This is a genomic window from Bradyrhizobium sp. Rc2d, from assembly GCF_900099855.1.
Lineage (GTDB): Bacteria > Pseudomonadota > Alphaproteobacteria > Rhizobiales > Xanthobacteraceae > Bradyrhizobium.
The window spans coordinates 20,607-39,548 of sequence record NZ_FNCU01000025.1; the positions used below are offsets into that span (position 1 = coordinate 20,607).

Annotated in this window: 20 protein-coding genes and 1 tRNA gene; 12 read left to right on the top strand and 9 right to left on the bottom strand. The window is 64.5% G+C overall.

Annotated elements, in window-relative coordinates; translation table 11 throughout:
• The first annotated feature begins 18 nt into the window (after nucleotides 1–18).
• Nucleotides 19–1,551 (top strand): UbiD family decarboxylase, encoded by a 1,533-nt coding sequence (locus BLV07_RS27080; protein WP_091892049.1) that lies wholly within the window; start codon nucleotides 19–21, stop codon nucleotides 1,549–1,551.
• Entirely contained in the window at nucleotides 1,548–2,144 is a 597-nt protein-coding gene (locus BLV07_RS27085) for a UbiX family flavin prenyltransferase (protein ID WP_091892051.1), read from the top strand. The genes BLV07_RS27080 and BLV07_RS27085 overlap by 4 nt, the downstream gene beginning before the upstream one ends.
• 3 nt (nucleotides 2,145–2,147) lie before the next feature.
• Here BLV07_RS27085 and BLV07_RS27090 read toward each other — a convergent pair whose 3' ends face one another.
• Nucleotides 2,148–3,575 carry a sulfatase family protein gene (locus tag BLV07_RS27090; RefSeq protein ID WP_244551226.1) on the bottom strand — a complete coding sequence of 476 codons (1,428 nt, stop codon included), beginning with the start codon at nucleotides 3,573–3,575 and terminating at the stop codon, nucleotides 2,148–2,150.
• A 171-nt stretch (nucleotides 3,576–3,746) separates the two neighbouring features.
• Between BLV07_RS27090 and BLV07_RS27095 the strand changes: the two genes are divergently transcribed.
• Genes BLV07_RS27095 through BLV07_RS27115 form a run of 5 tightly spaced genes read left to right on the top strand, consistent with a single transcriptional unit; the run spans nucleotide 3,747 to nucleotide 8,405 of the window.
• Nucleotides 3,747–4,511 (top strand): FadR/GntR family transcriptional regulator, encoded by a 765-nt coding sequence (locus BLV07_RS27095; RefSeq protein ID WP_091892055.1) that lies wholly within the window; start codon nucleotides 3,747–3,749, stop codon nucleotides 4,509–4,511.
• Between the two features lie 25 nt (nucleotides 4,512–4,536).
• Entirely contained in the window at nucleotides 4,537–5,892 is a 1,356-nt protein-coding gene (locus BLV07_RS27100; protein ID WP_091892057.1) for an ABC transporter substrate-binding protein, read from the top strand.
• Complete coding sequence (locus BLV07_RS27105) at nucleotides 5,889–6,785, top strand: carbohydrate ABC transporter permease (protein WP_091892059.1); 897 nt, start codon at nucleotides 5,889–5,891, stop codon at nucleotides 6,783–6,785. The genes BLV07_RS27100 and BLV07_RS27105 overlap by 4 nt, the downstream gene beginning before the upstream one ends.
• Nucleotides 6,782–7,609, top strand: a complete 828-nt coding sequence (locus BLV07_RS27110) for a carbohydrate ABC transporter permease (protein WP_091892061.1) — start codon at nucleotides 6,782–6,784, stop codon at nucleotides 7,607–7,609. Before BLV07_RS27105 ends, BLV07_RS27110 begins: the two co-directional genes overlap by 4 nt.
• 4 nt (nucleotides 7,610–7,613) lie before the next feature.
• Nucleotides 7,614–8,405 carry a shikimate dehydrogenase family protein gene (locus tag BLV07_RS27115; RefSeq protein WP_091892063.1) on the top strand — a complete coding sequence of 264 codons (792 nt, stop codon included), beginning with the start codon at nucleotides 7,614–7,616 and terminating at the stop codon, nucleotides 8,403–8,405.
• Nucleotides 8,406–8,453: 48 nt separating this feature from the next.
• Here the strand turns inward: BLV07_RS27115 and BLV07_RS27120 are convergent, their stop codons facing one another.
• From BLV07_RS27120 to cpdR, 5 genes are all read right to left on the bottom strand, one after another.
• Nucleotides 8,454–8,939, bottom strand: a complete 486-nt coding sequence (locus BLV07_RS27120) for an L-2-amino-thiazoline-4-carboxylic acid hydrolase (RefSeq protein WP_091892065.1) — start codon at nucleotides 8,937–8,939, stop codon at nucleotides 8,454–8,456.
• 119 nt (nucleotides 8,940–9,058) lie between these two features.
• Nucleotides 9,059–9,595, bottom strand: coding sequence for a DUF488 domain-containing protein (locus BLV07_RS27125; protein WP_091892067.1), 537 nt, complete (start codon nucleotides 9,593–9,595; stop codon nucleotides 9,059–9,061).
• Nucleotides 9,596–9,621: 26 nt separating this feature from the next.
• Entirely contained in the window at nucleotides 9,622–9,849 is a 228-nt protein-coding gene (locus BLV07_RS27130) for a hypervirulence associated TUDOR domain-containing protein (RefSeq protein ID WP_091892069.1), read from the bottom strand.
• A 199-nt stretch (nucleotides 9,850–10,048) separates the two neighbouring features.
• A tRNA-Val gene (locus BLV07_RS27135) sits at nucleotides 10,049–10,123 on the bottom strand.
• Nucleotides 10,124–10,197: 74 nt separating this feature from the next.
• Nucleotides 10,198–10,557, bottom strand: coding sequence for a cell cycle two-component system response regulator CpdR (gene cpdR, locus BLV07_RS27140; RefSeq protein WP_007597092.1), 360 nt, complete (start codon nucleotides 10,555–10,557; stop codon nucleotides 10,198–10,200).
• 331 nt (nucleotides 10,558–10,888) lie between these two features.
• On the opposite strand from cpdR, the gene BLV07_RS27145 reads away from it, so the two are divergent.
• The gene (locus tag BLV07_RS27145) at nucleotides 10,889–11,779 is read left to right on the top strand and encodes an N-formylglutamate amidohydrolase (RefSeq protein WP_091892071.1); all 891 of its coding nucleotides are present in this window, start codon (nucleotides 10,889–10,891) and stop codon (nucleotides 11,777–11,779) included.
• Between the two features lie 287 nt (nucleotides 11,780–12,066).
• Here the strand turns inward: BLV07_RS27145 and BLV07_RS46505 are convergent, their stop codons facing one another.
• On the bottom strand, nucleotides 12,067–12,333 hold the full coding sequence (locus tag BLV07_RS46505) for a hypothetical protein (protein WP_130219022.1): 267 nt from the start codon (nucleotides 12,331–12,333) through the stop codon (nucleotides 12,067–12,069).
• Here BLV07_RS46505 and hisN point away from each other — a divergent pair.
• Together hisN and BLV07_RS27155 are read left to right on the top strand one after the other, a co-directional pair.
• Nucleotides 12,305–13,087, top strand: a complete 783-nt coding sequence (gene hisN, locus BLV07_RS27150; protein ID WP_091892074.1) for a histidinol-phosphatase — start codon at nucleotides 12,305–12,307, stop codon at nucleotides 13,085–13,087. The two genes, BLV07_RS46505 and hisN, sit on opposite strands and share 29 nt — an antisense overlap.
• A 20-nt stretch (nucleotides 13,088–13,107) precedes the next feature.
• A complete protein-coding gene (locus tag BLV07_RS27155) occupies nucleotides 13,108–14,085 on the top strand; it encodes a Bug family tripartite tricarboxylate transporter substrate binding protein (RefSeq protein ID WP_091892076.1) in 978 nt (325 codons plus the stop codon).
• 165 nt (nucleotides 14,086–14,250) lie between these two features.
• On the opposite strand, the gene BLV07_RS27160 is transcribed toward BLV07_RS27155, so the two are convergent.
• Nucleotides 14,251–15,141, bottom strand: a complete 891-nt coding sequence (locus tag BLV07_RS27160) for a LysR substrate-binding domain-containing protein (protein ID WP_091892078.1) — start codon at nucleotides 15,139–15,141, stop codon at nucleotides 14,251–14,253.
• A 174-nt stretch (nucleotides 15,142–15,315) separates the two neighbouring features.
• On the opposite strand from BLV07_RS27160, the gene BLV07_RS27165 reads away from it, so the two are divergent.
• A complete protein-coding gene (locus tag BLV07_RS27165) occupies nucleotides 15,316–16,068 on the top strand; it encodes a sulfite exporter TauE/SafE family protein (RefSeq protein WP_091892079.1) in 753 nt (250 codons plus the stop codon).
• 172 nt (nucleotides 16,069–16,240) lie between these two features.
• Here the strand turns inward: BLV07_RS27165 and BLV07_RS27170 are convergent, their stop codons facing one another.
• Nucleotides 16,241–16,873 (bottom strand): LysE family translocator, encoded by a 633-nt coding sequence (locus tag BLV07_RS27170; protein ID WP_091892081.1) that lies wholly within the window; start codon nucleotides 16,871–16,873, stop codon nucleotides 16,241–16,243.
• 211 nt (nucleotides 16,874–17,084) lie between these two features.
• On the opposite strand from BLV07_RS27170, the gene BLV07_RS27175 reads away from it, so the two are divergent.
• Nucleotides 17,085–18,881: an adenylate/guanylate cyclase domain-containing protein gene (locus BLV07_RS27175; RefSeq protein WP_176945782.1), complete on the top strand. Its 1,797-nt coding sequence runs from the start codon at nucleotides 17,085–17,087 to the stop codon at nucleotides 18,879–18,881.
• Nucleotides 18,882–18,942: the final 61 nt, after the last annotated feature.

The window sequence follows — 18,942 nt, forward strand, 5'->3', positions numbered from 1 at the left end:
TTTCAGGAGACCGTTCGCTTGCAACGTGACGTTCCGCGCTTCGGCGAATTATCCGACTTCCTGCACTTCCTCGAAGGCAAGGGACAGCTGCGACGCATTCGCGAACCGGTTTCCGTGGTCCATGAGATCACTGAGATCCACCGGCGCGTGATCGGCGAGAACGGCCCTGCACTATTGTTCGAACGCCCGGTCAGGGCCGATGGCGTTCCATCCGAGATGCCGCTGCTGACCAATGTGTTCGGCACGGTGGAGCGGACCGCGTGGGGCATGGGCATCACGCCGGATCGGCTCGAGGAGCTCGGCGTTTTGCTGGCCGAGTTGCGCGCGCCGCGTCCTCCGCATGGCGTCCGGGATGCCTGGCGCAAGCTGCCGCTGGCCCGCGCCGCCCTTGCCACGCGGCCGCGATCGCGCCCTGCGGCGACGGTGCAGGATCGCGTGGCGATGGGTGACGACATCGATCTAACAAGACTGCCGGCGCAGATCTGCTGGCCGGGCGAGCCTGCACCCTTGATCACCTGGCCGCTGGTCATCACCGCGCCGCCGGAATCGCCCGTCGCGGACCAGGAAGAGAATGTCGGCGTCTACCGCATGCAGATCCTCGGTCGCGACCGCGCGATCATCCGCTGGCTCGCCCATCGCGGCGGCGCCCGGCATCACCAGCAATGGAAGGCACTGGGGCGCGACATGCCGGTCGCGATCGTCATCGGAGCCGACCCCGCAACGATCCTCGCCGCCGTGCTGCCGCTGCCGGAGACGATATCCGAGCTGCGCTTCGCCGGCATCCTGCGCGGCGAGCGGCCCGAGCTGACGCCGTGCCTGACGATTCCTCTCGCGGTCCCCTCCGCGGCCGAGATCGTCATCGAGGGGCTTGTCTCGGCAACCGAGACGGCCGCCGAGGGCCCCTATGGCGATCACACCGGCTACTACAATTCGGTCGAAACCTTTCCCGTGCTTCGGGTCACCGCCATCACGTCGCGCCGACAGCCGATCTATCTCTCGACCTTTACCGGCCGCCCGCCGGACGAGCCGTCCCGGATCGGCGAAGCATTGAACCGGCTATTCGTGCCGCTGATCCGGCAGCAATTCCCCGAGGTGGCCGACTGCTGGCTGCCGCCCGAGGCCTGCTCCTACCGGGTCGCGATTGCTTCCATCAGGAAGCGCTATCCCGGCCAGGCACGACGGCTGATGCTGGGCTTGTGGTCGATGCTGCCGCAATTCAGCTACACCAAGCTGTTGATCGTGGTCGACGACGATATCGACATCCGCGACTGGCGCGCCGTGATGTGGGCGGTCGCGACCCGCAGCGACAGCTCGCGCGACCTCGTCACGCTCTCGGACACGCCGATCGACTATCTCGATTTCGCCTCGCCGAAATCCGGCCTCGGCGGCAAGCTCGGAATCGATGCCACCACCAAGATTCCGCCCGAGACGGAGCGGGCCTGGGGCGAGCCCCTGATGATGGATCCAGCCGTGGTCGCCAGGGTCGACAAGATGTGGCCGGCACTCGGGCTCGGCGCAATGGCCGGACCTCAACTGCGCGAGACCGCATGAGCGCGCGGCATGGCGTGGTCGTCGGCATCAGCGGCGCTTCGGGCGCGGCCATCGGCGTGCGCATCATCGAACGGCTGGCGGAGAATCCGCGCTGTGCGGTGCATCTCGTGATCTCACCGGCGGCCGAGCGCACGCTCACCGAAGAAGCCGGCGCCGGCGCGCTGCCCCGGCTGCGCGCCCTCGCCTTCCGCGACCATGATCCTACCGACATCGGCGCCAGCATCGCCAGCGGCTCGTTTCCGGTCAGCGGCATGATCGTGGCGCCGTGCTCGATCCGCACGCTGTCGGCCATCGCCTGGGGACATCTGGACAATCTCCTCGTGCGCGCGGCCGACGTGCAGCTCAAGGAACGGCGGCGTCTGGTGCTCCTGGTCCGCGAAAGCCCGCTGCATCTCGGACATCTCCGCGCGATGCTCCAGGCGACCGAGATCGGCGCAATCATTGCGCCACCGCTGCCCGCCTTCTATCTGAAGCCGCAGTCGATGGCCGACATCGTCGACCAGATCGCCTGCCGCGCGATCAACCTGCTGGGCCTGCCCGACGTCTCGGCGCCGACGTTGAAATGGCAGGGTCGTGACGCCGACGATTCATAGGCATCAGCGCGCGGCCGCGTTCAGATCCATGGTTTCGAGCAGGCTGTTCTGCCGCCAGTCGATGAAGGCGTCCTTCAGACGGCTGATGATTCCGGCGTGCTCGGGCATGCCGAAGAGATTGTGCCGTTCGAGCGGATCGGTCGCGAGATCGAACAGCTGCCCGTCCTCGGCGCCGTGAATGAACACGACCTTCCACCTGTCGTCGCGCACCATGGTGATCAGCTTTGCGCCGGTCATGGCGACGTCGCCGGCCTGCTCGCTGAACACGAAGCCACGGCCGGCCCACTCCTCGCCCTTCAGGGCCGGAAGCAGGCTACGGGCCTGGAACGGCTTTGGATGCTGCGCGCCGGCGAGATCCAGAATGGTCGGGGCGAGATCGAACAGCTGGCACTTCGCGGCAACGCGGCGCCCGCCGGTGAACCGTCCCGGTGACCAGACCAGCAGCGGGATGCGGGTGACGGGTTCGTACATCGACCATTTCTGGCTGAGGCCGTGCTCGCCGAGATTGTCGCCGTGGTCCGACATGAAGATGACGACGCAGTTGTCGAGATAGCCCCTGTCTTCCAGCGTTTGCAGGAGACGGCCGATCTGCTCGTCGATCATGGTGACGTTGGCATAATAATGCGCGCGCAGGCGCCGCATCTCGTCGTGCGTCGGGGCGAGCTTCCATGACACCGCATCATGGTCGACTTCGGTGTCGTGGCGGCGCTTCTCCTTCAGATAGGCCGGCAGCCCCTCGATCTCGGCTTCGGTCGGCTGCGGCACCGGAAGGTCGTTGCGCGCGAGGTAATGTTCCAGATAATCGGGCAGCGGATCATAGGGCGGATGCGGTCCGGGCAGGCCGATCTGCATGAACAGCGCCTCGGGCTTGGGTCGGGTCTCGAGCCACCACATCGCGGTCTCCGCGACGAAGATGTCCGGATGCAGCGATTTCGGCATTTCCCAGGTGAACGCGCCCATGCGGTCGCCATAGTCCGGCAGGCTGCGGTAGCCGGCACGCGACGGCTTTGTCAGCTTGTGGGCGGCAAAGGCCTTGTCGAGCTCGTCGGCGAACCAACGGCCCTCGAAGAAGCGATCCTTGTTCTCGACGATGAAACGCTCGTGGAAGCCGGCCTTCGCATCGTACGGGATCGTGTGCATCTTGCCGACATTGACACAGTGATAGCCGGCCTCCGCCAGATTGGTGACCCACGTCTTCTGCCAGTGCTGCCCGTTCTTCAGCACGCCAGAGGCGTGCGGATAGAGGCCGGAGAACAGCGCCGCGCGCGAGGGAACGCAGCTCGGCGCGTTGATGAAGCAATTGTCGAAATAGACGCCCTCACGCACCAGCCGATCGAGATTCGGCGTCTTCATATAGGGGTGGCCGGTCGCCGCGATCGTGTCGAAGCGTTGCTGATCGGTCATGACCAGGACGATGTGGGGCTTTGTCACGATGGTTTTGTCCCGCGCGGCGTTGATCTGGGAGAAAATATGTCTGACATAATAATTCTTGTCAAATCTGTCGCCATGGGATTATCTTGCATGTGACGGCCGGCATTCTGCCGCCGCGTCGTCAGCACCTGAAATAAATCAGACATTTGACTTCACGGAACCGGGTTCACCGTGGCCAAGACCGACAGCAGCGATAATCCGCAGGCGAGCGCCCAGGTGGCCCGCGAGGTGGCACGACTGATCCTGACCGGAGTGTGGCGCGAGGGCACGATCTTGCCGCGCGAGGTCGAACTGGCCTCGCGCTTCAACGTCAGCCGCGCCTCGATCCGCGAATCGCTATCGCTGTTGAAGGCGAAGGGATTGATCGCCTCGAAGCAGAAGGCCGGCACGCATGTCCGCGCCCGCTTCGACTGGAACATGCTCGACGAGGAGCTGCTGAACTGGACGCTGTCGGCGCTGCCGACGCAGGAGTTCGCCAAGCAGATCATGGAGGTCCGCCGCATCGTCGAGCCCGAGGCCTGCGCGATCTGCGCGATGCGCGGCATCGATGAGGATTTTGCCCGGATCGAACGCGCCTATCGCGGCATGGACGCGGCCGGCATGGACCGGCTCGCCTATGCCGAGCCCGACTTGCAGTTTCACCGCGGCATCCTGATCGCAACGGGCAACGACTTTCTGATCGCCTTCGGCGCGACGGTCGCAGCAGCCTTGCGGATGTCGTTCAACCTGTCGACGACGAATCCGGGCGCGCCGCGGAAGAGCCTGCCCTATCATCGCGCGGTGCTTGACGAGATCTGGGCGCGCAATCCGGACGGCGCGCGCCAGGCCATGCACAAGCTCATGGATCTCACCGAACAGAACATCGTCTCGGCCCTGTCGCGCCAGCGAAAGAAGGACGCCGAGGACGAGAACGCCCGCACCAGACGGGCGCGTTGAAACCGGCAAACATATTTGGGAGGACATGATGAAGAACGCATCGCGCGGAAGTTCGCTCACCCGCCGTAAACTCTTGCAGGCCAGCGCCGCGACCGCGGCGCTTACAGCATTTCCCGCGCCGCTGATCGCGCAGACGAAACCGTTTGCCGGCGTCACGCTGCACGGCGCCTCGTTCCAGCACCGCTTCTTCGCGCTGCTGCAGAAATACATCCCCGAGTTCGAGGAGAGAACCGGGATGAAGGTCGATCTCCAGCTCTCGGCCTTCCCGGTCTACAACCAACAGGCCAATCTCGAACTGTCCTCCGGCGGCTCGGCCTATGATTTTGTCAACGTCACCTTCATCCTCGCCGCACGCTGGGTCGCGGCGGGATTGCTGGCCAATCTCGACGAGTTCACCGGCGACGCCAATCTGACCCCGGCCGAATGGAATCCCAAGGACTTCGTCGAAGGCGCGCAGGTGCCCTACCGCGACGCCAGGGGCGCGACCTACGGTTATTCCTGGGAAGGCGGCGCGATGCTGATGGGGCTATCGCGCATGGACCTGATGGAGAAGAAGGGGCTGAAGATCCCGAAGACGTTCGCCGAGCTCCAGCAGGTCTGCGCCGAAATCAACGGCACCGACGGCGTCAGCGGCATCACCTCGTTCCAGTTGCATCACTGGAATCTGCCGCCCTACATCCAGGGCTTCGGCGGCAACATCTTCCGCAAGCCGCCCTCCGACATCATGCCGGCGTTGAACACGCCCGAGACCATCCAGGGCATCGAATTCTATGCGAGCCTCCTGAAGAGCGCGCCGAAGGGCGTGTTGACCTACACCGAAGACCAGGCGCGGCAGTCGGTGCTCACGGGACGCGCCAATATCTTCATCCATTCCAGCGCCTGGGTGACGCCGATCCTGCTGTCCGAGGAGAGCAAGGTGAGGGGGACCTCGCGCGTGGTGCGGATGCCCGCGGGACCCGTGCATGACCACCCCGCCTCCAACAGCCAGGGGCTCGGCATTCCCAAGAACGCCAAGAACAAGAAGGCGGCGTGGGAATTCATCAAGTGGGCGCTCTCCCCCGACATCTCGATGCGGCTCGTCAAGGAGCACGGCCATTCCTCGGTCTGCCGGCGCTCCATCATCAGCAGCGAAGCTTATCGCAAGCTCAACACCGTCAACGGCCAGGATCTGGGCGCGCTCTATCTGGAAGTGCTGGAGCTGCCGGCCAAGGGCGAGAACTACATGACCTATCGTACCGTGAAGGAGTTCCCGATCGTCGGCGACGTGCTCAACAAGGCGTTCGAGCAGGTCGCAACCGGCCAGCTGCCCGCGAAGGACGCGATGAACGCCGCGCAGGACCAGGCGATCGCCGCGCTCCGCCGTGCCGGGACGCAGCTTTGAGCGAGAGTGGAATTGACGCGGAGCGCCGCAGCTTCATCGCCTGCGCGCTCACCCCGAGCCTGATCGTGCTGTTTGCCGTCGCCGTGCTTCCGGCGATCTATCTCGTCGTGACCAGCCTGACGCCGTTCCAGTTGACGGCGCCGGGCTCGGCCACCGATTTCAGCGTGCCGCTGCGCAATTACGGCCTGCTGCCCGGCGATCCCCGCTTCGTCAATTCGCTCTGGGTGCAGGCAAAACTGTCGTGCTGGGGTGTGCTGTTCCAGGTCCTGCTCGGCATGCTGCTCGCGCTGCTCCTCAACGTGCCGTCGCGCTTCGTCGAGTTCGCCCGCACCTTCTTCCTGATCCCGATGGTGCTGCCGCCGATCGTCGTCGCGGTGATCTGGAAGCTGATCTACACGCCCGACATCAGCCCGCTTTATTATGCCGCGCAGCTCCTGAATTTCACCATGCCGGCGCTGACCTCCAGCGTCGATTTCGCGCTGACCGCCATCATCATCGCCGACACCTGGGAATGGCTGCCCTTCACCTTCCTGATGGTCCTGGCGGCGCTCCAGACCATTCCCGACGAATATTCGGAGGCCGCCCTGGTCGACGGCGCCAGCAAGCTTCAGATCTTCTGGTACGTCACCCTGCCCTTCATCACGCCGATCCTCGTCATCTCCGGCATGTTCCGCCTGATCGACAGCGTGAAGGCGTTTCCGTTGATCTTCCTGCTGACCAGCGGCGGTCCGGGCACGGTCACGGAAGTCACGAACTACTATGCGTATCTCCTCGCCTTCGACACCAACGAGATCGGCTATTCCAGCGCGGTCACGGTCGTGATGCTGCTGCTGGTCGCCGGCATCAGCCTTGCCTTGGTCTGGATGGGGCGCCGGCGGGAGGCGATGGCATGAGCCACCATTCCGGACGCCGCGCGACGCCTGGGCGGCTGGTCGCGATCACCATGACGCTGCTCGTCCTGCTCTCGCCGTTTCTGTGGCTGCTGCAGATGAGCTTCAAGTCCAATGACCAGATCCTGCAATTCCCGCCGCCGCTGATCTTCACGCCGACGCTGGAAAACTACATCTCGCTCTGGCACAGCGCGTTCTCGGCCTCCTTCGTCAACAGCCTCTTGAGCGCCTCGCTCTCGACCGCGCTCGCACTGCTGTTCGGCGTGCCCGCGGCCTACGCGCTGTCGCGCTGGGCCGGGCGCGGCAAGCATGCGCTCTCCTTTGCGATCCTGGTGACGCGCATGGCGCCGCCGATCGCCTTCACGATTCCCTTCTTCCTGTTCTATCGCTGGATCGGGCTGCTCGACACCATCACCGGCTTGGTGCTGGTCTACACCAGCTTCAACCTGCCGCTGGTGATCTGGATGATGCAGCCGTTCTTCGACACCATACCGGTCTCGCTGGAGGAAGCCGCCCTCGTCGACGGCGCGCGGACGCGCACGGTGTTCACAAAAATCGTGCTGCCGATGGTGACGCCCGGCATCGCCGCGACCGCGATCCTCTGCTTCCTCTACGCCTGGAACGATTTCTTCTTCGCGCTGATCCTGACCCGGACCAATGCACGCACCGCGCCGGTCGCCGTCGTCAATTTCATGAACTACGAGGGCTGGGAGTGGGGCAAGATCGCCGCCGGCGGCTCGCTGGTGATGGCGCCGGTGCTGATCTTCTCGCTCGCAGTGCGCCGTTATCTCGTCTCCGGGCTGACCGCCGGCGCGGTCAAGGGATGATGCCATGAAGCTTCCGACCGGCGCCTCGCGCGTCGTCTTCATCTTCGCCCATCCCGCCGGCCATGTCGGTGCGCCCAGATACTACACGCCTTATTTCGAGGAGCGGGGCCTCGACTGGCACATGGTGCCGATGGACGTGCACCCGGACGATCTCGCCAGGACAATCCGCACGCTGGCGAAATCGCCGAGCACCGCCGGCTTCAACCTGACCATGCCGCACAAGCCGGCGGCGTTCGAACTCTGCGACGAGGTGGGACCTGCCGCGAAATTCGAGGGTGTGGTCAACACGATCCGGATCGAAGCGGACGGAAAGCTGGTCGGGGAGTGCTTTGATGGCGGCGGTTTTCTGAACGCCGCACGCGAGGCCAACATTTTCGATCCCGAGCGCCGCACTGTCGTGATCGGCGCGGGCGGCGCCGGCCGCGCGATCTGCCACGCACTCGCCGCAGCGGGCTTGAAGCGCCTGCGCATCCTCAACGAGGTGCCCGCTCCAGTCGAGTCGCTCGCGGCAAAGCTGCGCGGGCAATTCCCCGATCTCGATATCAGCCTCGAGGAGCGCTTCGACGACGCCGGCCTCTGCGTCAACGCCACGTCGCTCGGCCTGCGCGCGAGCGACGCGCTGCCGATGGATCCGTCCAACCTGCCGGGGGATTGCGCGGTATTCGACATCATCGCCGCCCGCCGCACTGAATTCATGGAAGCCTGCGCGAGCCGCGGCCTGAAGGTCGTCGACGGCGTTACGATGATCAAGCATCAGCTCCCGCTGCAGACGGCGTTCTGGCGGCTTGGACGGTAAGTCAGCTCCCGATCGCGACGCGACCGAGGTCTGAAGCGGCAAACGCTCTCATGATGATCCGCCCGGATCGCGCCGGTAGCGGAAGTCGCAATGAGGGGCGCCTTGCATGATGGTTTGCGTGCGCGTGAGCCTGATGTCGGGGCCGAACCCTTCCGCGGTGGCAAAGTCGGCGGTGCAGATCAGGAGGAAGCCGAGCTCGGGCTCGCCAAGCGCCTTGTAGAACTCGGCATAGGCGCATCGTTTCACGTCGAATGCGAAGACGTCCTTCGACTGCTCGATGACGTCATAGGCGAGCGCATCGTCGCGGGCATAGGTCTTGAAGGCGGACGCGACCGCCTGGCCGAGGTCTGCCTCGTTCTCGTTCAGGTTCTTGGCCTTCCAGAATTCCTCGCCGAAGCCGCGATAGAGATCGCCGAGCGCCTTGCGCACCAGCGCGTTGGCGCGTGCCTCGCCGAGTTCGGCCTGGAGCGCCCTAACCAGCGGCACCAGCACCTGCGCCTGGATTTTTGCCTGTTCGATGACGGATATGCTCATCGCAAACTCCCGTCGCGGATCAAGGGGAGCGTAGATCCTATGGGTGACGGGCGGCGACCACCAACTCACCCAGAGGATCTACGGACTGCGGCAAGCATAGCCGCGATAGCGACGATTGGCTAACTTTCCGCAGGATAAACCAAGCGGCCGTCAGCCATAACGCGCGCCGCCGGATTCATCTCGGCCTGTTTGACCTGCCCTGGTCCCAGAATGTGAAACACGGTCTCGCCGGCGGCGAGCAGATAATCAGCGATGATGCGGCGGTGACATCGCCACCACAATGCTTCCGCGCACATGATGGCGCAGCGCTGCGTCTGCCCGAGATCGCGCAAATGAGCGAGACCTTCGTGAAAGGTCGCGCTCATCGCGTGGTCGGCATAATTGTGAAAGCTGCCGTTCTGCCAGAAAGCATTGGTCTCGCGCGGCACCTCGCGCTCGCGGCTGCGCAGGCCGCCGAGCGAGGCGATATGCTCGTAGCCGATCGAAACGGCCGCGAGCGACTGCGGCAGCGTGTCGCGATTATACTGCGGGTTGGTGCGCGAGCGGGGCACGGTGCGAACGTCGGCCAGATATGTGATCGAGCTGCCCTGCAACAACTCGATGAATTCCTCGATCGCACGCGTGGCATGGCCGATGGTGAAGAAGGGATGAGCCATGGGATGCCTTGCTCACCTGACGTTCGTCAGTTCCGCAACAATCGCAACGCCTTTCCCTTGTGCAGGGCGACGTGGTCGGTCTTGTCGCTCTTGATCTCGTATTGCGGATCGTCCGGCGTGGCGTGGTGGACGTAGCCCTTGTAGTCGACGTCCTCCGTGTGCACGCGCAGGATATGGCCGCGCACGCGCCCGGCCTCGGAATTCCAGCTGACGTGGTCGCCGCGCTTGAAGGTTTTTGTGGAGGACTTCGGCATGGCGGAACAATGCCGGGGGCGTCTCGGTGTTCCAGGATATTGAGCAAGGCGCACCAGTCCGTCTACGCTCTGCGAGCTACGCCGGACACACTTCGCGTTGGTTGAATCGTGGCTTGCCGAGTCGTAGCTCGCGGCGGCAGCCCGCCTGCGCCCTTTGGGCTTCGGCGTGGCATCCTTCTCTCGCTTCGCGAGCGAAGGATGGTGGGCACGACAGGGATCGAACCTGTGACCCCTACCATGTCAAGGTAGTGCTCTCCCGCTGAGCTACGTGCCCTAGAGGTCGTCTAGATCGGGTGGGGTCCCTATAACGGCTCAGGGGAGCCGGCGCAAGGACGGAAGGGGGCCGATTCAGGCCGCCAGCATCTTGTTCACTTCGCTGACCAATTCGCGCAGATGGACGGGCTTGGACAGCACCTTGGCGTTCTTGGGGGCGTCCGAATCCGAGTTCAGGGCCACCGCGGCGAAGCCGGTGATGAACATGATCTTGATGTCGGGGTCGAGTTCCGAGGCGCGGCGGGCGAGCTCGATACCGTCCATCTCCGGCATCACGATGTCGGTCAGCAGCATCTCGAACGGCTCTTCCCGCAACCGCTGATAGGCGGCCATGCCGTTGTCATGGGACGAGACCTGAAAACCGGCGTTTTCCAGCGCCTTGACCAGGAAGCGGCGCATGTCGTTGTCGTCTTCGGCGAGCAGGATCTTTGGCATGGCAGGAAACGTCGAATCCCCAGAGGATATCAGCAGAGGTCACTAAGCCCGACAGAGGGTAAATTTGGGGTGAAAATCTTAACCCTGAGACGGCTGCTGCTGCCGGCCCTTTGTGAACCTGAACGCAGCTCGAATCAATCGAGCCGCGCGCGCAGATCCCCACCTCGCTGCCCGCAGGGTTAAGACGTGTTCCAGTGCCCATCACATCTTTTCGCTTGGCAGAATGGTTGCGATTCCGGACAATGACGTCACATAAGAGCCGCTCGATCGGCCGAATCAATGCGATCTGGACTATGCCAGATCCCGGCGCGAAGGGACGAAGCCTGAGAAGATGACCCGGTTTGACGGCGAAACGTCGCCAGCCTTCGAGATCGTGGAGCCCGCGCAATGGCGTGCCCCGGTCATCTTCAACTCGCCCCATTCCGGCTCGACCTATCCGGACGAATTCCTCAGCGCATCCAGGATCGATCTGCCGACGCTGCGGCGGTCCGAAGATTCCTTCATGGACGAGCTGATCGGCCATTTGAGCGATCGCGGCTTTCCGACCGTGCGGGTCAACTTTCCCCGCTCCTATGTCGACGTCAACCGCGAGCCCTATGAGCTCGATCCCCGCATGTTCACCGGCCGCCTGCCGAGCTTTGCCAATACCCGCTCGATGCGGGTCGCCGGCGGTCTCGGCACCATTCCGCGCGTGGTCGGTGACGGACAGGAAATCTATCGCGACCGCATCCTGGTCGACGACGCGCTGGGGCGGATCGAGACGCTGTACAAGCCCTACCACCGCGCGCTGCGTCGGCTGATCAACAAGGTGCACCAGTTGTTCGGCACCGTGGTGCTGGTCGACTGCCACTCGATGCCCTCGGTCGGCGTCAGCAGAGACGAGCCGCGCCGGCCCGATATCGTGATCGGCGACCGCTACGGCACGAGCTGCACGCCGCTGCTTCCCGACCGTGTCGAGGAGACCATGACGGGTCTCGGCTATTCGATCGGCCGCAACAAGCCCTATGCCGGCGGCTTCATCACTGAGCATTACGGCAACCCTGCGAGCGGCCTGCACACGGTGCAGCTCGAGCTCAATCGCGCGATCTACATGGACGAACGGCGGCGCGAGCGCGGTCCGCGCTTTGCGCAAGTCGCAAACGACTTCGGCATCCTCGCCGATGTGCTGGCGAGCACGATCCCGTTCGGCGATCTCGGCTCGTTCCAGGCCGCAGCGGAATAGCCGCCTCTTTCTCTCGGACAACAGTGCCGCGAGCCAACGGCGCGAACGCGTTTTCGCTTCGCAAGTTTGCGCGCCCTGAAATGAAAACAGAGGCCCAAAGAAAAAAGGGCCGCTTCTGATGAAGAAGCGGCCCAAGTCTAGGGAGGAAACGCCCAAGGAGGGCAGCGGTAACGCCAAGCGCTACCGCACCGCAACAATATGCGACCGCGCCGCACAAAGTGCAAGGGCTTTTCAGTCATTTCCCATGCATTAGGACATGGCTCAATTGCTTCCATGGAAACCCAGATTCAGTTTCTTTGATAAGGAAATTCAATGGGTTGATAGATGTTTGCATACAAACGAGGCATGGTCGGAACTAAGTTTTCAACACTGTGATCGATATTTGGCCAGGAGATGACTGAGATGAGGCAGCCGGTTGCGGCATTCAAAATACCAGGGAGCAAATCAAGACAGCGCTGCAAGATTCTGCGGATTTGAGCTAGGCAGAAGCGAGCTTCATCCGACTTTCGCTTTTGAGGACACGCCGTGACGGTGATCGACTTCTCCGCCTTCATCGGACGGCTCGCCACCGCCTCCGGCGAAACCATCCTGCCGTTCTTCCGCACCTCGCTGTCGGTCGACGACAAGAGCAAGACCAAGGATTTCGATCCCGTGACGGAGGCCGACCGCGCCGCGGAGGCCGTAATGCGGCGGCTGATCAAGGCCAGCTTCCCCCAGCACGGCATCGTCGGCGAGGAATTCGGCAATGAGCGCGACGATGCCGACTATGTCTGGGTGCTCGATCCCATCGACGGCACCAAATCCTTCATCGGCGGCTTTCCGATCTGGGGCACCCTGATCGCGCTGCTGCACAAGGGCGCGCCGGTATTCGGCATGATGCACCAGCCCTTCATCGGCGAACGCTTCTCCGGCGACAACGGCTCGGCCAATTACAAGGGCCCCTCCGGCGAACGCCGGCTCCAGGTCCGGCGCTGCACCTCGCTCTCGGAAGCCACGACCTACACCACCAGCCCGCTGCTGATGAACGAGAGCGACCGTGCCATCTTCGGCCGCATCGAGCGGGGCGCGCGGCTGTCGCGCTATGGCGGCGACTGCTACTCCTATTGCATGCTCGCCGCCGGCCATGTCGACCTCGTGGTCGAGACCGAGCTGAAGCCTTACGACATCGCGGCGCTGATCCCGATCGTGACCGGCGCCGGCGGCGTCGTCACCACCTGGGAAGGCAAGCCGGCCCAGGCGGGCGGCCGCATCATCGCGGCCGGCGACCCCAGGGTCCACGAAGAAGCACTCAAGCTTTTGAACCAATAACAACGCGAGCGGAGGCTTGCATGACCGTCTCACGCAGGCTGCTCGTTGAATTGTTCTTGGGATTGTTCCTGCTGCTGCCGTCATTGGCATCAGCGCAGAATTTCCCGACCAAGCCGATCAAGCTGATCGTGCCGTTCCCGGCTGGCGGGCCCAACGACATCATCGCGCGGGTGATCGGCCAGCGCATGTCCGAGCTGTCAGGACAGCCGGTGGTGATCGACAATCGCGGCGGCCAGGGCGGCGTGCTCGGAACCGATGCCGTCTCCAAGGCCGCGCCCGACGGCTACACCATCGCGATCTCCTCAGCCGGCGCGCTCGCGATCAGCCCGAGCATGGAGAAGGTGGCCTATGACACGCTGACCGACCTCACGCCGGTCACGCTGGTTGCGACCGTGCCGGAAATGCTCGTGGTCGCGACCAACGTCCCCGTCAAGGACATCAGCGAGTTGATTGCGCTCGCCAAGGCGCAGCCGGGAAAGCTCAACTTCGCCTCCTCCGGCCCCGGCAGCCTGCCGCATCTCGCCGGCGAATTGTTCAAGCTGACGGCGAAGATCGACATCGTGCACGTGCCCTATCGCGGCGCCGCGCCGGCGGTGAACGACCTGCTGGGCCAGCAGGTCCAGATGACGTTCCTCGATCTCCCCGTGCTGCTGCCGCAGGTGAAGGCCGGCGCGTTGCGGCCGATCGCGGTCGGCTCGGCCGAGCGTGCACCGACCGCGCCGAAGGTGCCGACCACCGCCGAAGCGGGCCTGCCGCAGCTGCGCATCGAGAACTGGTATGGCATGGTCGCGCCGAAGGGTACGCCGAAGGAGATCATCGCCGCGCTGCATGGCCTGGCAACGAGGGTGATGGCAGATCCGGCGGTGAAGGAGAAGCTCGCCGCCCAAGGCGCGACGCTGATCGGCGATGAGCCGGAGCATTTTCGCGGCTTCATCGCCGACGAGACCAAGAAGTGGGCGAAGGTGATCAAGGACGCCGGCATCGAGACGGCGAAGTAGCGCCGGCTTCTACCTCTCCCGCTTGCGGGAGAGGTCGGCGCGAAGCGCCGGGTGAGGGCTCTCTCCTCTCGGGGAATCTCCCTGGCGGAGACACCCTCTCCCCACCCCTCTCCCGCAAGCGGGAGAGGGAGCGCACCATCGCTGCGGAGCACCTTAAGTGCCCCTTCACACCGCCGCCGCCCTTAAATGCTCCACCAGCATCTTGGCCGGCCTTGGCAGGGTCTTGAAGCTGCGCGCGCAGATCACGAGCTTCCGGTTGGCGAAAGCATCGCGCAGGCGGACCATGGCAAGCGGCATCGTCTTGGCGCAGCGGCGGGCGGCGGCTTCGGGCACGAGCGCCACGCCGACATCGGCGGCGACCATCTGGCAGATCGCGTCGAAATCGCGCAGGCGCGCGCGGAAATGTGGGCGCATGCCGAGCCGCGCCGCATGCTTCGAGATGTGCATCTGGAGTGCGGTGGCGCTGGTCAGGCCGACGAAGTCGCAGGCCCCTGCCTCCTGAAAATCGATCTGGCGACGGCCGGCGAACGGGCCGCGCCGAGACGTCACCAGCGTCAACCGATCCTCGCTGAAGCGGAAGCGCTCGATATGCTCGGGCAGCGCGTGCTCGGCGGCAAAGCCGAGATCGGCAGCGCCCGCGGTGATCGCCGCCGCGATGTCGGTGCTCTCGCGCTCCTCGATGTCGATCGCGACGTCACGATGCTCGCGCAGGAAGCCGGCCAGTGCCTTCGGCAGGTGCTCCGAAAGCCCCGAGGTGTTGGCGAGGAAATGCACGCTGGCGCGCACGCCGCTGGCAAAGCCGGCGAGATCGCCGCGCATGGCGTCGATCTGGTGGATGACGAGGCGCGCGTGATCGAGCAGGCTCTCGCCGGCCGCGGTCAATTCGACGCCGCGGCGCCCGCGCTTGAGCAGCGCGACACCGAGCGCGTCCTCGAGGCCCTTGATGCGCGCGCTGGCCGAGGCTAGCGCCAGGTGCGAGCGCTCCGCGCCGCGGGTGATGCTGCGCTGGTCGGCGACCGCGATGAAGAGCTGGAGGTCGACGAGATCGAAGCGCATGACGGGTTTCTCTCAACCTTATTGTTTGAGCATGATCTTGTCGGAAAACCGCTGCGCACTTTGCGCTAACGCGGCCCTCCGGGTCCGGAGCATGCTTTAGCTTTCGTTCAGAACGAAGGCTGTCTCCGTAACCTCCAGATTGTGCCGGCGCGCGGCTTCGGTCAATGTGCAGATATGTTCGACCCGCTCCTCGTTGTCATCGCAGCCGTCTTCCTGGTCGCCGGATTCGTCAAGGGCGTGGTCGGGCTCGGTCTGCCGACCGTGTCCATCGGCCTGCTCGCGGTGAGCATGGCGCCCAGCCGCGCGATCGCCATCGTGATCGTGCCCGCCATCGTCACCAACATCTGGCAGACCTTCGTCGGTCCTCACTTGCGCGACATCCTGAGGCGGCTGTGGCCGCTGATGATCGGCACCGTGATCGGATGCTGGCTCAATGCCGGCGCGCTGACCGGCCCCCATGCGCGCTATGGCACGATCGTGCTCGGCGCCCTGCTCGTCATCTACGCCGTGATCGGCCTGAACAAATTCCACTTCCGCGTCGCGCCTGAGAACGAAAAATGGGTCGGCGGCGTGGTCGGTGTCGTCACCGGTGTGATCTCGGCCTCGACCGGCGTGCAGGTGATCCCCTCGATGCCCTTCATGCAGGCGATCGGCATGGAGAAGGACGAGTTGGTGCAGGCGCTCGGCGTGTTCTTCACGACGGCGACGCTGGCGCTCGCCTTCAACCTGACCGCCGGCGGATTGCTGACGCCGGCCAATGCCGTGCCCGGCGCCGTCGGCCTCGCCATGGCCTTTGCCGGCATGTTCATCGGCCAGTCAGTGCGGGCGCGGATGCCGGCGGAAGCGTTCCGCCGCTGGTTCCTGATCGCGATGATTTTGCTCGGTCTTTATCTGGCCGGCAGCGCGCTGCTGAAGGAAATCGCCTGAAAGCTCAGGAAATCGATATAGGCTGTGACGCTCAGTTCACCTCTCCCGTAGGGAGAGGTCGGAGCGCATCGATAGATGCGATCCGGGTGAGGGTTTTGGTCTCATCGAATGCTGCGCCCCCTCACCCGGATCGCTTCGCGATCCGAGCTCTCCCCGCTGGGGAGAGGTGCGCTCACCGCGTCTCCAGCATGGCGACGCGGATGCCGAGATAGATGAAGAGGCCGCCGAGCGCACGGTTGACCCAGGCGATCACGCCCTCGGAGCGCCGCAAGCGATGGACGGCTCTGGCCGCGAACGCGGCCAGCACCAGGCACCACAGCGTGCCCGTGCCGATGAAGATCAGGCCGAGGGTCAGGAAGGCGAGCGGCTTGTGGGCTGAATCGGCTGCGACGAATTGCGGCAGGAAGGCCAGGAAGAACAGCGCGACCTTGGGATTGAGCGCATTGGTGAAGACGCCCTGGAGGAACACCCGCCGCAGCGAGCTCCGCACGGGTTCGTCGATGGCCGAGGCCAGCGCCGGGCGCGACCACAGCATCTGAAGTCCTGTGACGACGAGATAGGCCGCGCCGACCAGCTTCAGGATCGAAAACGCGGTCGATGAGGCCATCAGCAGGGCCGAAAGGCCGATCGCAGCGGCCGTGACGTGGAAAAAGCAGCCGCAACTGATGCCGAACGCAGCGGCGGCCCCACCCCGCCAGCCCATCTGCATGCTGCGTCCGATCACATAGACGGTATCAGGGCCCGGCGTGATGTTGAGCAGCACGCCCGACAGGATGAAGAGCCAGATTTCGTGAATGCCCAGCATGTGAAGTCCCCGCGTCGGCCTTGAGGCGGCATATTCGGTTCGCCCCTCCCCGTCCACTGCCGCAAATGCGTGGGATTTACCTCGAATTTGCAATGCGGATCATACTTTCGCGCCGCCTTATCTGCTCTATAAAGGCAGGGTTCTTGAAATGCGGGATTCGAGGCGACGGCCACGCCGTGGCCGGTCGCAGATTCGTTGGAGCTCCTGGGATATGGAAAGACGTCTGGCTGCCATCGTCTGCGCCGATGTCGCCGGCTATTCGCGCATGATGGGCAGCGACGAGGCCGGCACCCATGCCGCCTTCAAGGCCCATCGCAGCGCGATCCACCCCATCATCCTCAATCACGGCGGCCGCGTCGTGAAGAACACCGGCGACGGCTTCCTGCTCGAGTTTGCCTCGATCGTCGGCGCCACCGAAGCCGCGATGGCGATGCAGACGCTGATGGCGGAGCGCAACCGGCATCTGCCGGCGGACCGCGCCATGCAGTTCCGGCTCGGCATCCACATGGGCGACGTCATCGCCGACGAGGACGAAGTGTTCGGTGACGATGTCAACATCGCCGTGCGCCTGGAATCGGTGGCGAGCCCCGGCGGCTTCGCCATCTCGGCGAAGGCCTATCGCGAGGCGAGCAAGCATCTCACCGTGCCGCTCACCGACGCCGGCAACCATCGCTTCAAGAACATCAAGGACGCGGTCGGGGTCTGGACCTGGACGCCCGAGGGCGCGCCGGCACTCGCGCCCGAGCTGAGGGAGGCGTCCGCCCTCTCGCAGCAGTACCGCACCGCGATCGTCGGCGTGCTGCCCTTCGCCAATCTCAGCGATGCCCAGGACGAATATTTCTCCGACGGCCTCACCGAAGATTTGATCCACGCGCTGTCGCTGCAATCCTTCTATCGCGTGCTCAGCCGCAACTCGACCTTCGCTTTCAAGGGCAGGAACACCAGCACGCGGCTGATCGCGCGCGAGATCGACGCCACCTATCTGATCCAGGGCTCGGTGCGGCGCGCCGGCGCCAAGATCCGCGTCACCGCCGAGCTGATCGCGCCGGAGACCGGCGAGCAGCTCTGGACCGGCCGCTACGACCGCGACATCGGCGACCTGTTCGCGATGCAGGACGAGATCACCACCAACCTGTCCGCCGCCATCGCCACCGAGATCGTCCGTGCCGAGGCCTCGGCGCCAGCGCGGCTCTCGACCGACGTGAGCGCCTGGGACCGCTTCCTCAAGGGACTGTCGCACTACTACCGGCAGACCAAGGAGGACCTGACTGCCGCCGTCGAGCTGTTCCGCGAGGCCATCAGGCTCGATCCCAAGCTGTCGATCGCGCACGCCTATCTCGCCACGATCCAGATCCAGAGCATCCAGTTCGGCTGGGTCAAGGGCACGCGGGAGATGTGGGCCGAGGCGATGAACCTCGCCGAGACCAGCGTCCGGCTCGACCCGCGCTCCTCATTCGCGTTCTCGATCCTGTCCTGGGCCCATGCGATGGAAGGGCATTACGAGGCCGCGATGGACGCCGCCAAGCGTGCGGTCGCGCTCAACCCCTATGACAACGGCGCGCGTGGCGTGCTCGGCATCTGCCATTTCGTCATCGGCGAGCACCGCGAGGCGATCGAGCTGTTCTCGATGGCGGCGCAGCGCGACAACAGCGACCCGCGTTACCAATGGGCAGCGCTGAACGCCTTCAGTCACTACCTGTTGCGCCAATATGACGCGACCCTGTCATGGGCCCGCGAGCAGCTCTACATCAACCCGAACCACATGCAGGCGCTGGCGATCCGCGCCGCGGCATTGGCCCAAATGGGACGAAGCGGCGAGGCGAGCGAGGCCGCCAGCGTGCTGATGGGGAATTATCCAACTCTGAATGTCGACAGGCACTTGCGCAACTTCCATTGGAAGCGGCCTGAGGACATCGCCCATTACCGCGAGGGTCTGCTGAAGGCCGGCGTGCCGCTCGGCAAGCTGACCCTGGTGCAGAGCGACGTCAAACGCGCCGCCGAGTCCTGAACGGCAGATCGCGGTTCCTCAGCAGTCTCGAGCGTGGTCTCCTGGGGCCCCGCACCGCTTT

Bases quoted from the DNA above. Each gene is read 5' to 3' on its own strand.
- BLV07_RS27085 (WP_091892051.1), top strand. From the start codon at position 1,548: ATGAGCGCGCGGCATGGCGTGGTCGTCGGCATCAGCGGCGCTTCGGGC.
- BLV07_RS27100 (WP_091892057.1), top strand. From the start codon at position 4,537: ATGATGAAGAACGCATCGCGCGGAAGTTCGCTCACCCGCCGTAAACTC.
- BLV07_RS27110 (WP_091892061.1), top strand. From the start codon at position 6,782: ATGAGCCACCATTCCGGACGCCGCGCGACGCCTGGGCGGCTGGTCGCG.
- BLV07_RS27115 (WP_091892063.1), top strand. From the start codon at position 7,614: ATGAAGCTTCCGACCGGCGCCTCGCGCGTCGTCTTCATCTTCGCCCAT.
- BLV07_RS27120 (WP_091892065.1), bottom strand. From the start codon at position 8,939: ATGAGCATATCCGTCATCGAACAGGCAAAAATCCAGGCGCAGGTGCTG.
- BLV07_RS27125 (WP_091892067.1), bottom strand. From the start codon at position 9,595: ATGGCTCATCCCTTCTTCACCATCGGCCATGCCACGCGTGCGATCGAG.
- BLV07_RS27130 (WP_091892069.1), bottom strand. From the start codon at position 9,849: ATGCCGAAGTCCTCCACAAAAACCTTCAAGCGCGGCGACCACGTCAGC.
- cpdR (WP_007597092.1), bottom strand. From the start codon at position 10,557: ATGCCAAAGATCCTGCTCGCCGAAGACGACAACGACATGCGCCGCTTC.
- BLV07_RS27145 (WP_091892071.1), top strand. From the start codon at position 10,889: ATGACCCGGTTTGACGGCGAAACGTCGCCAGCCTTCGAGATCGTGGAG.
- BLV07_RS46505 (WP_130219022.1), bottom strand. From the start codon at position 12,333: ATGAAGGCGGAGAAGTCGATCACCGTCACGGCGTGTCCTCAAAAGCGA.
- BLV07_RS27155 (WP_091892076.1), top strand. From the start codon at position 13,108: ATGACCGTCTCACGCAGGCTGCTCGTTGAATTGTTCTTGGGATTGTTC.
- BLV07_RS27160 (WP_091892078.1), bottom strand. From the start codon at position 15,141: ATGCGCTTCGATCTCGTCGACCTCCAGCTCTTCATCGCGGTCGCCGAC.
- BLV07_RS27165 (WP_091892079.1), top strand. From the start codon at position 15,316: ATGTTCGACCCGCTCCTCGTTGTCATCGCAGCCGTCTTCCTGGTCGCC.
- BLV07_RS27170 (WP_091892081.1), bottom strand. From the start codon at position 16,873: ATGCTGGGCATTCACGAAATCTGGCTCTTCATCCTGTCGGGCGTGCTG.
- BLV07_RS27175 (WP_176945782.1), top strand. From the start codon at position 17,085: ATGGAAAGACGTCTGGCTGCCATCGTCTGCGCCGATGTCGCCGGCTAT.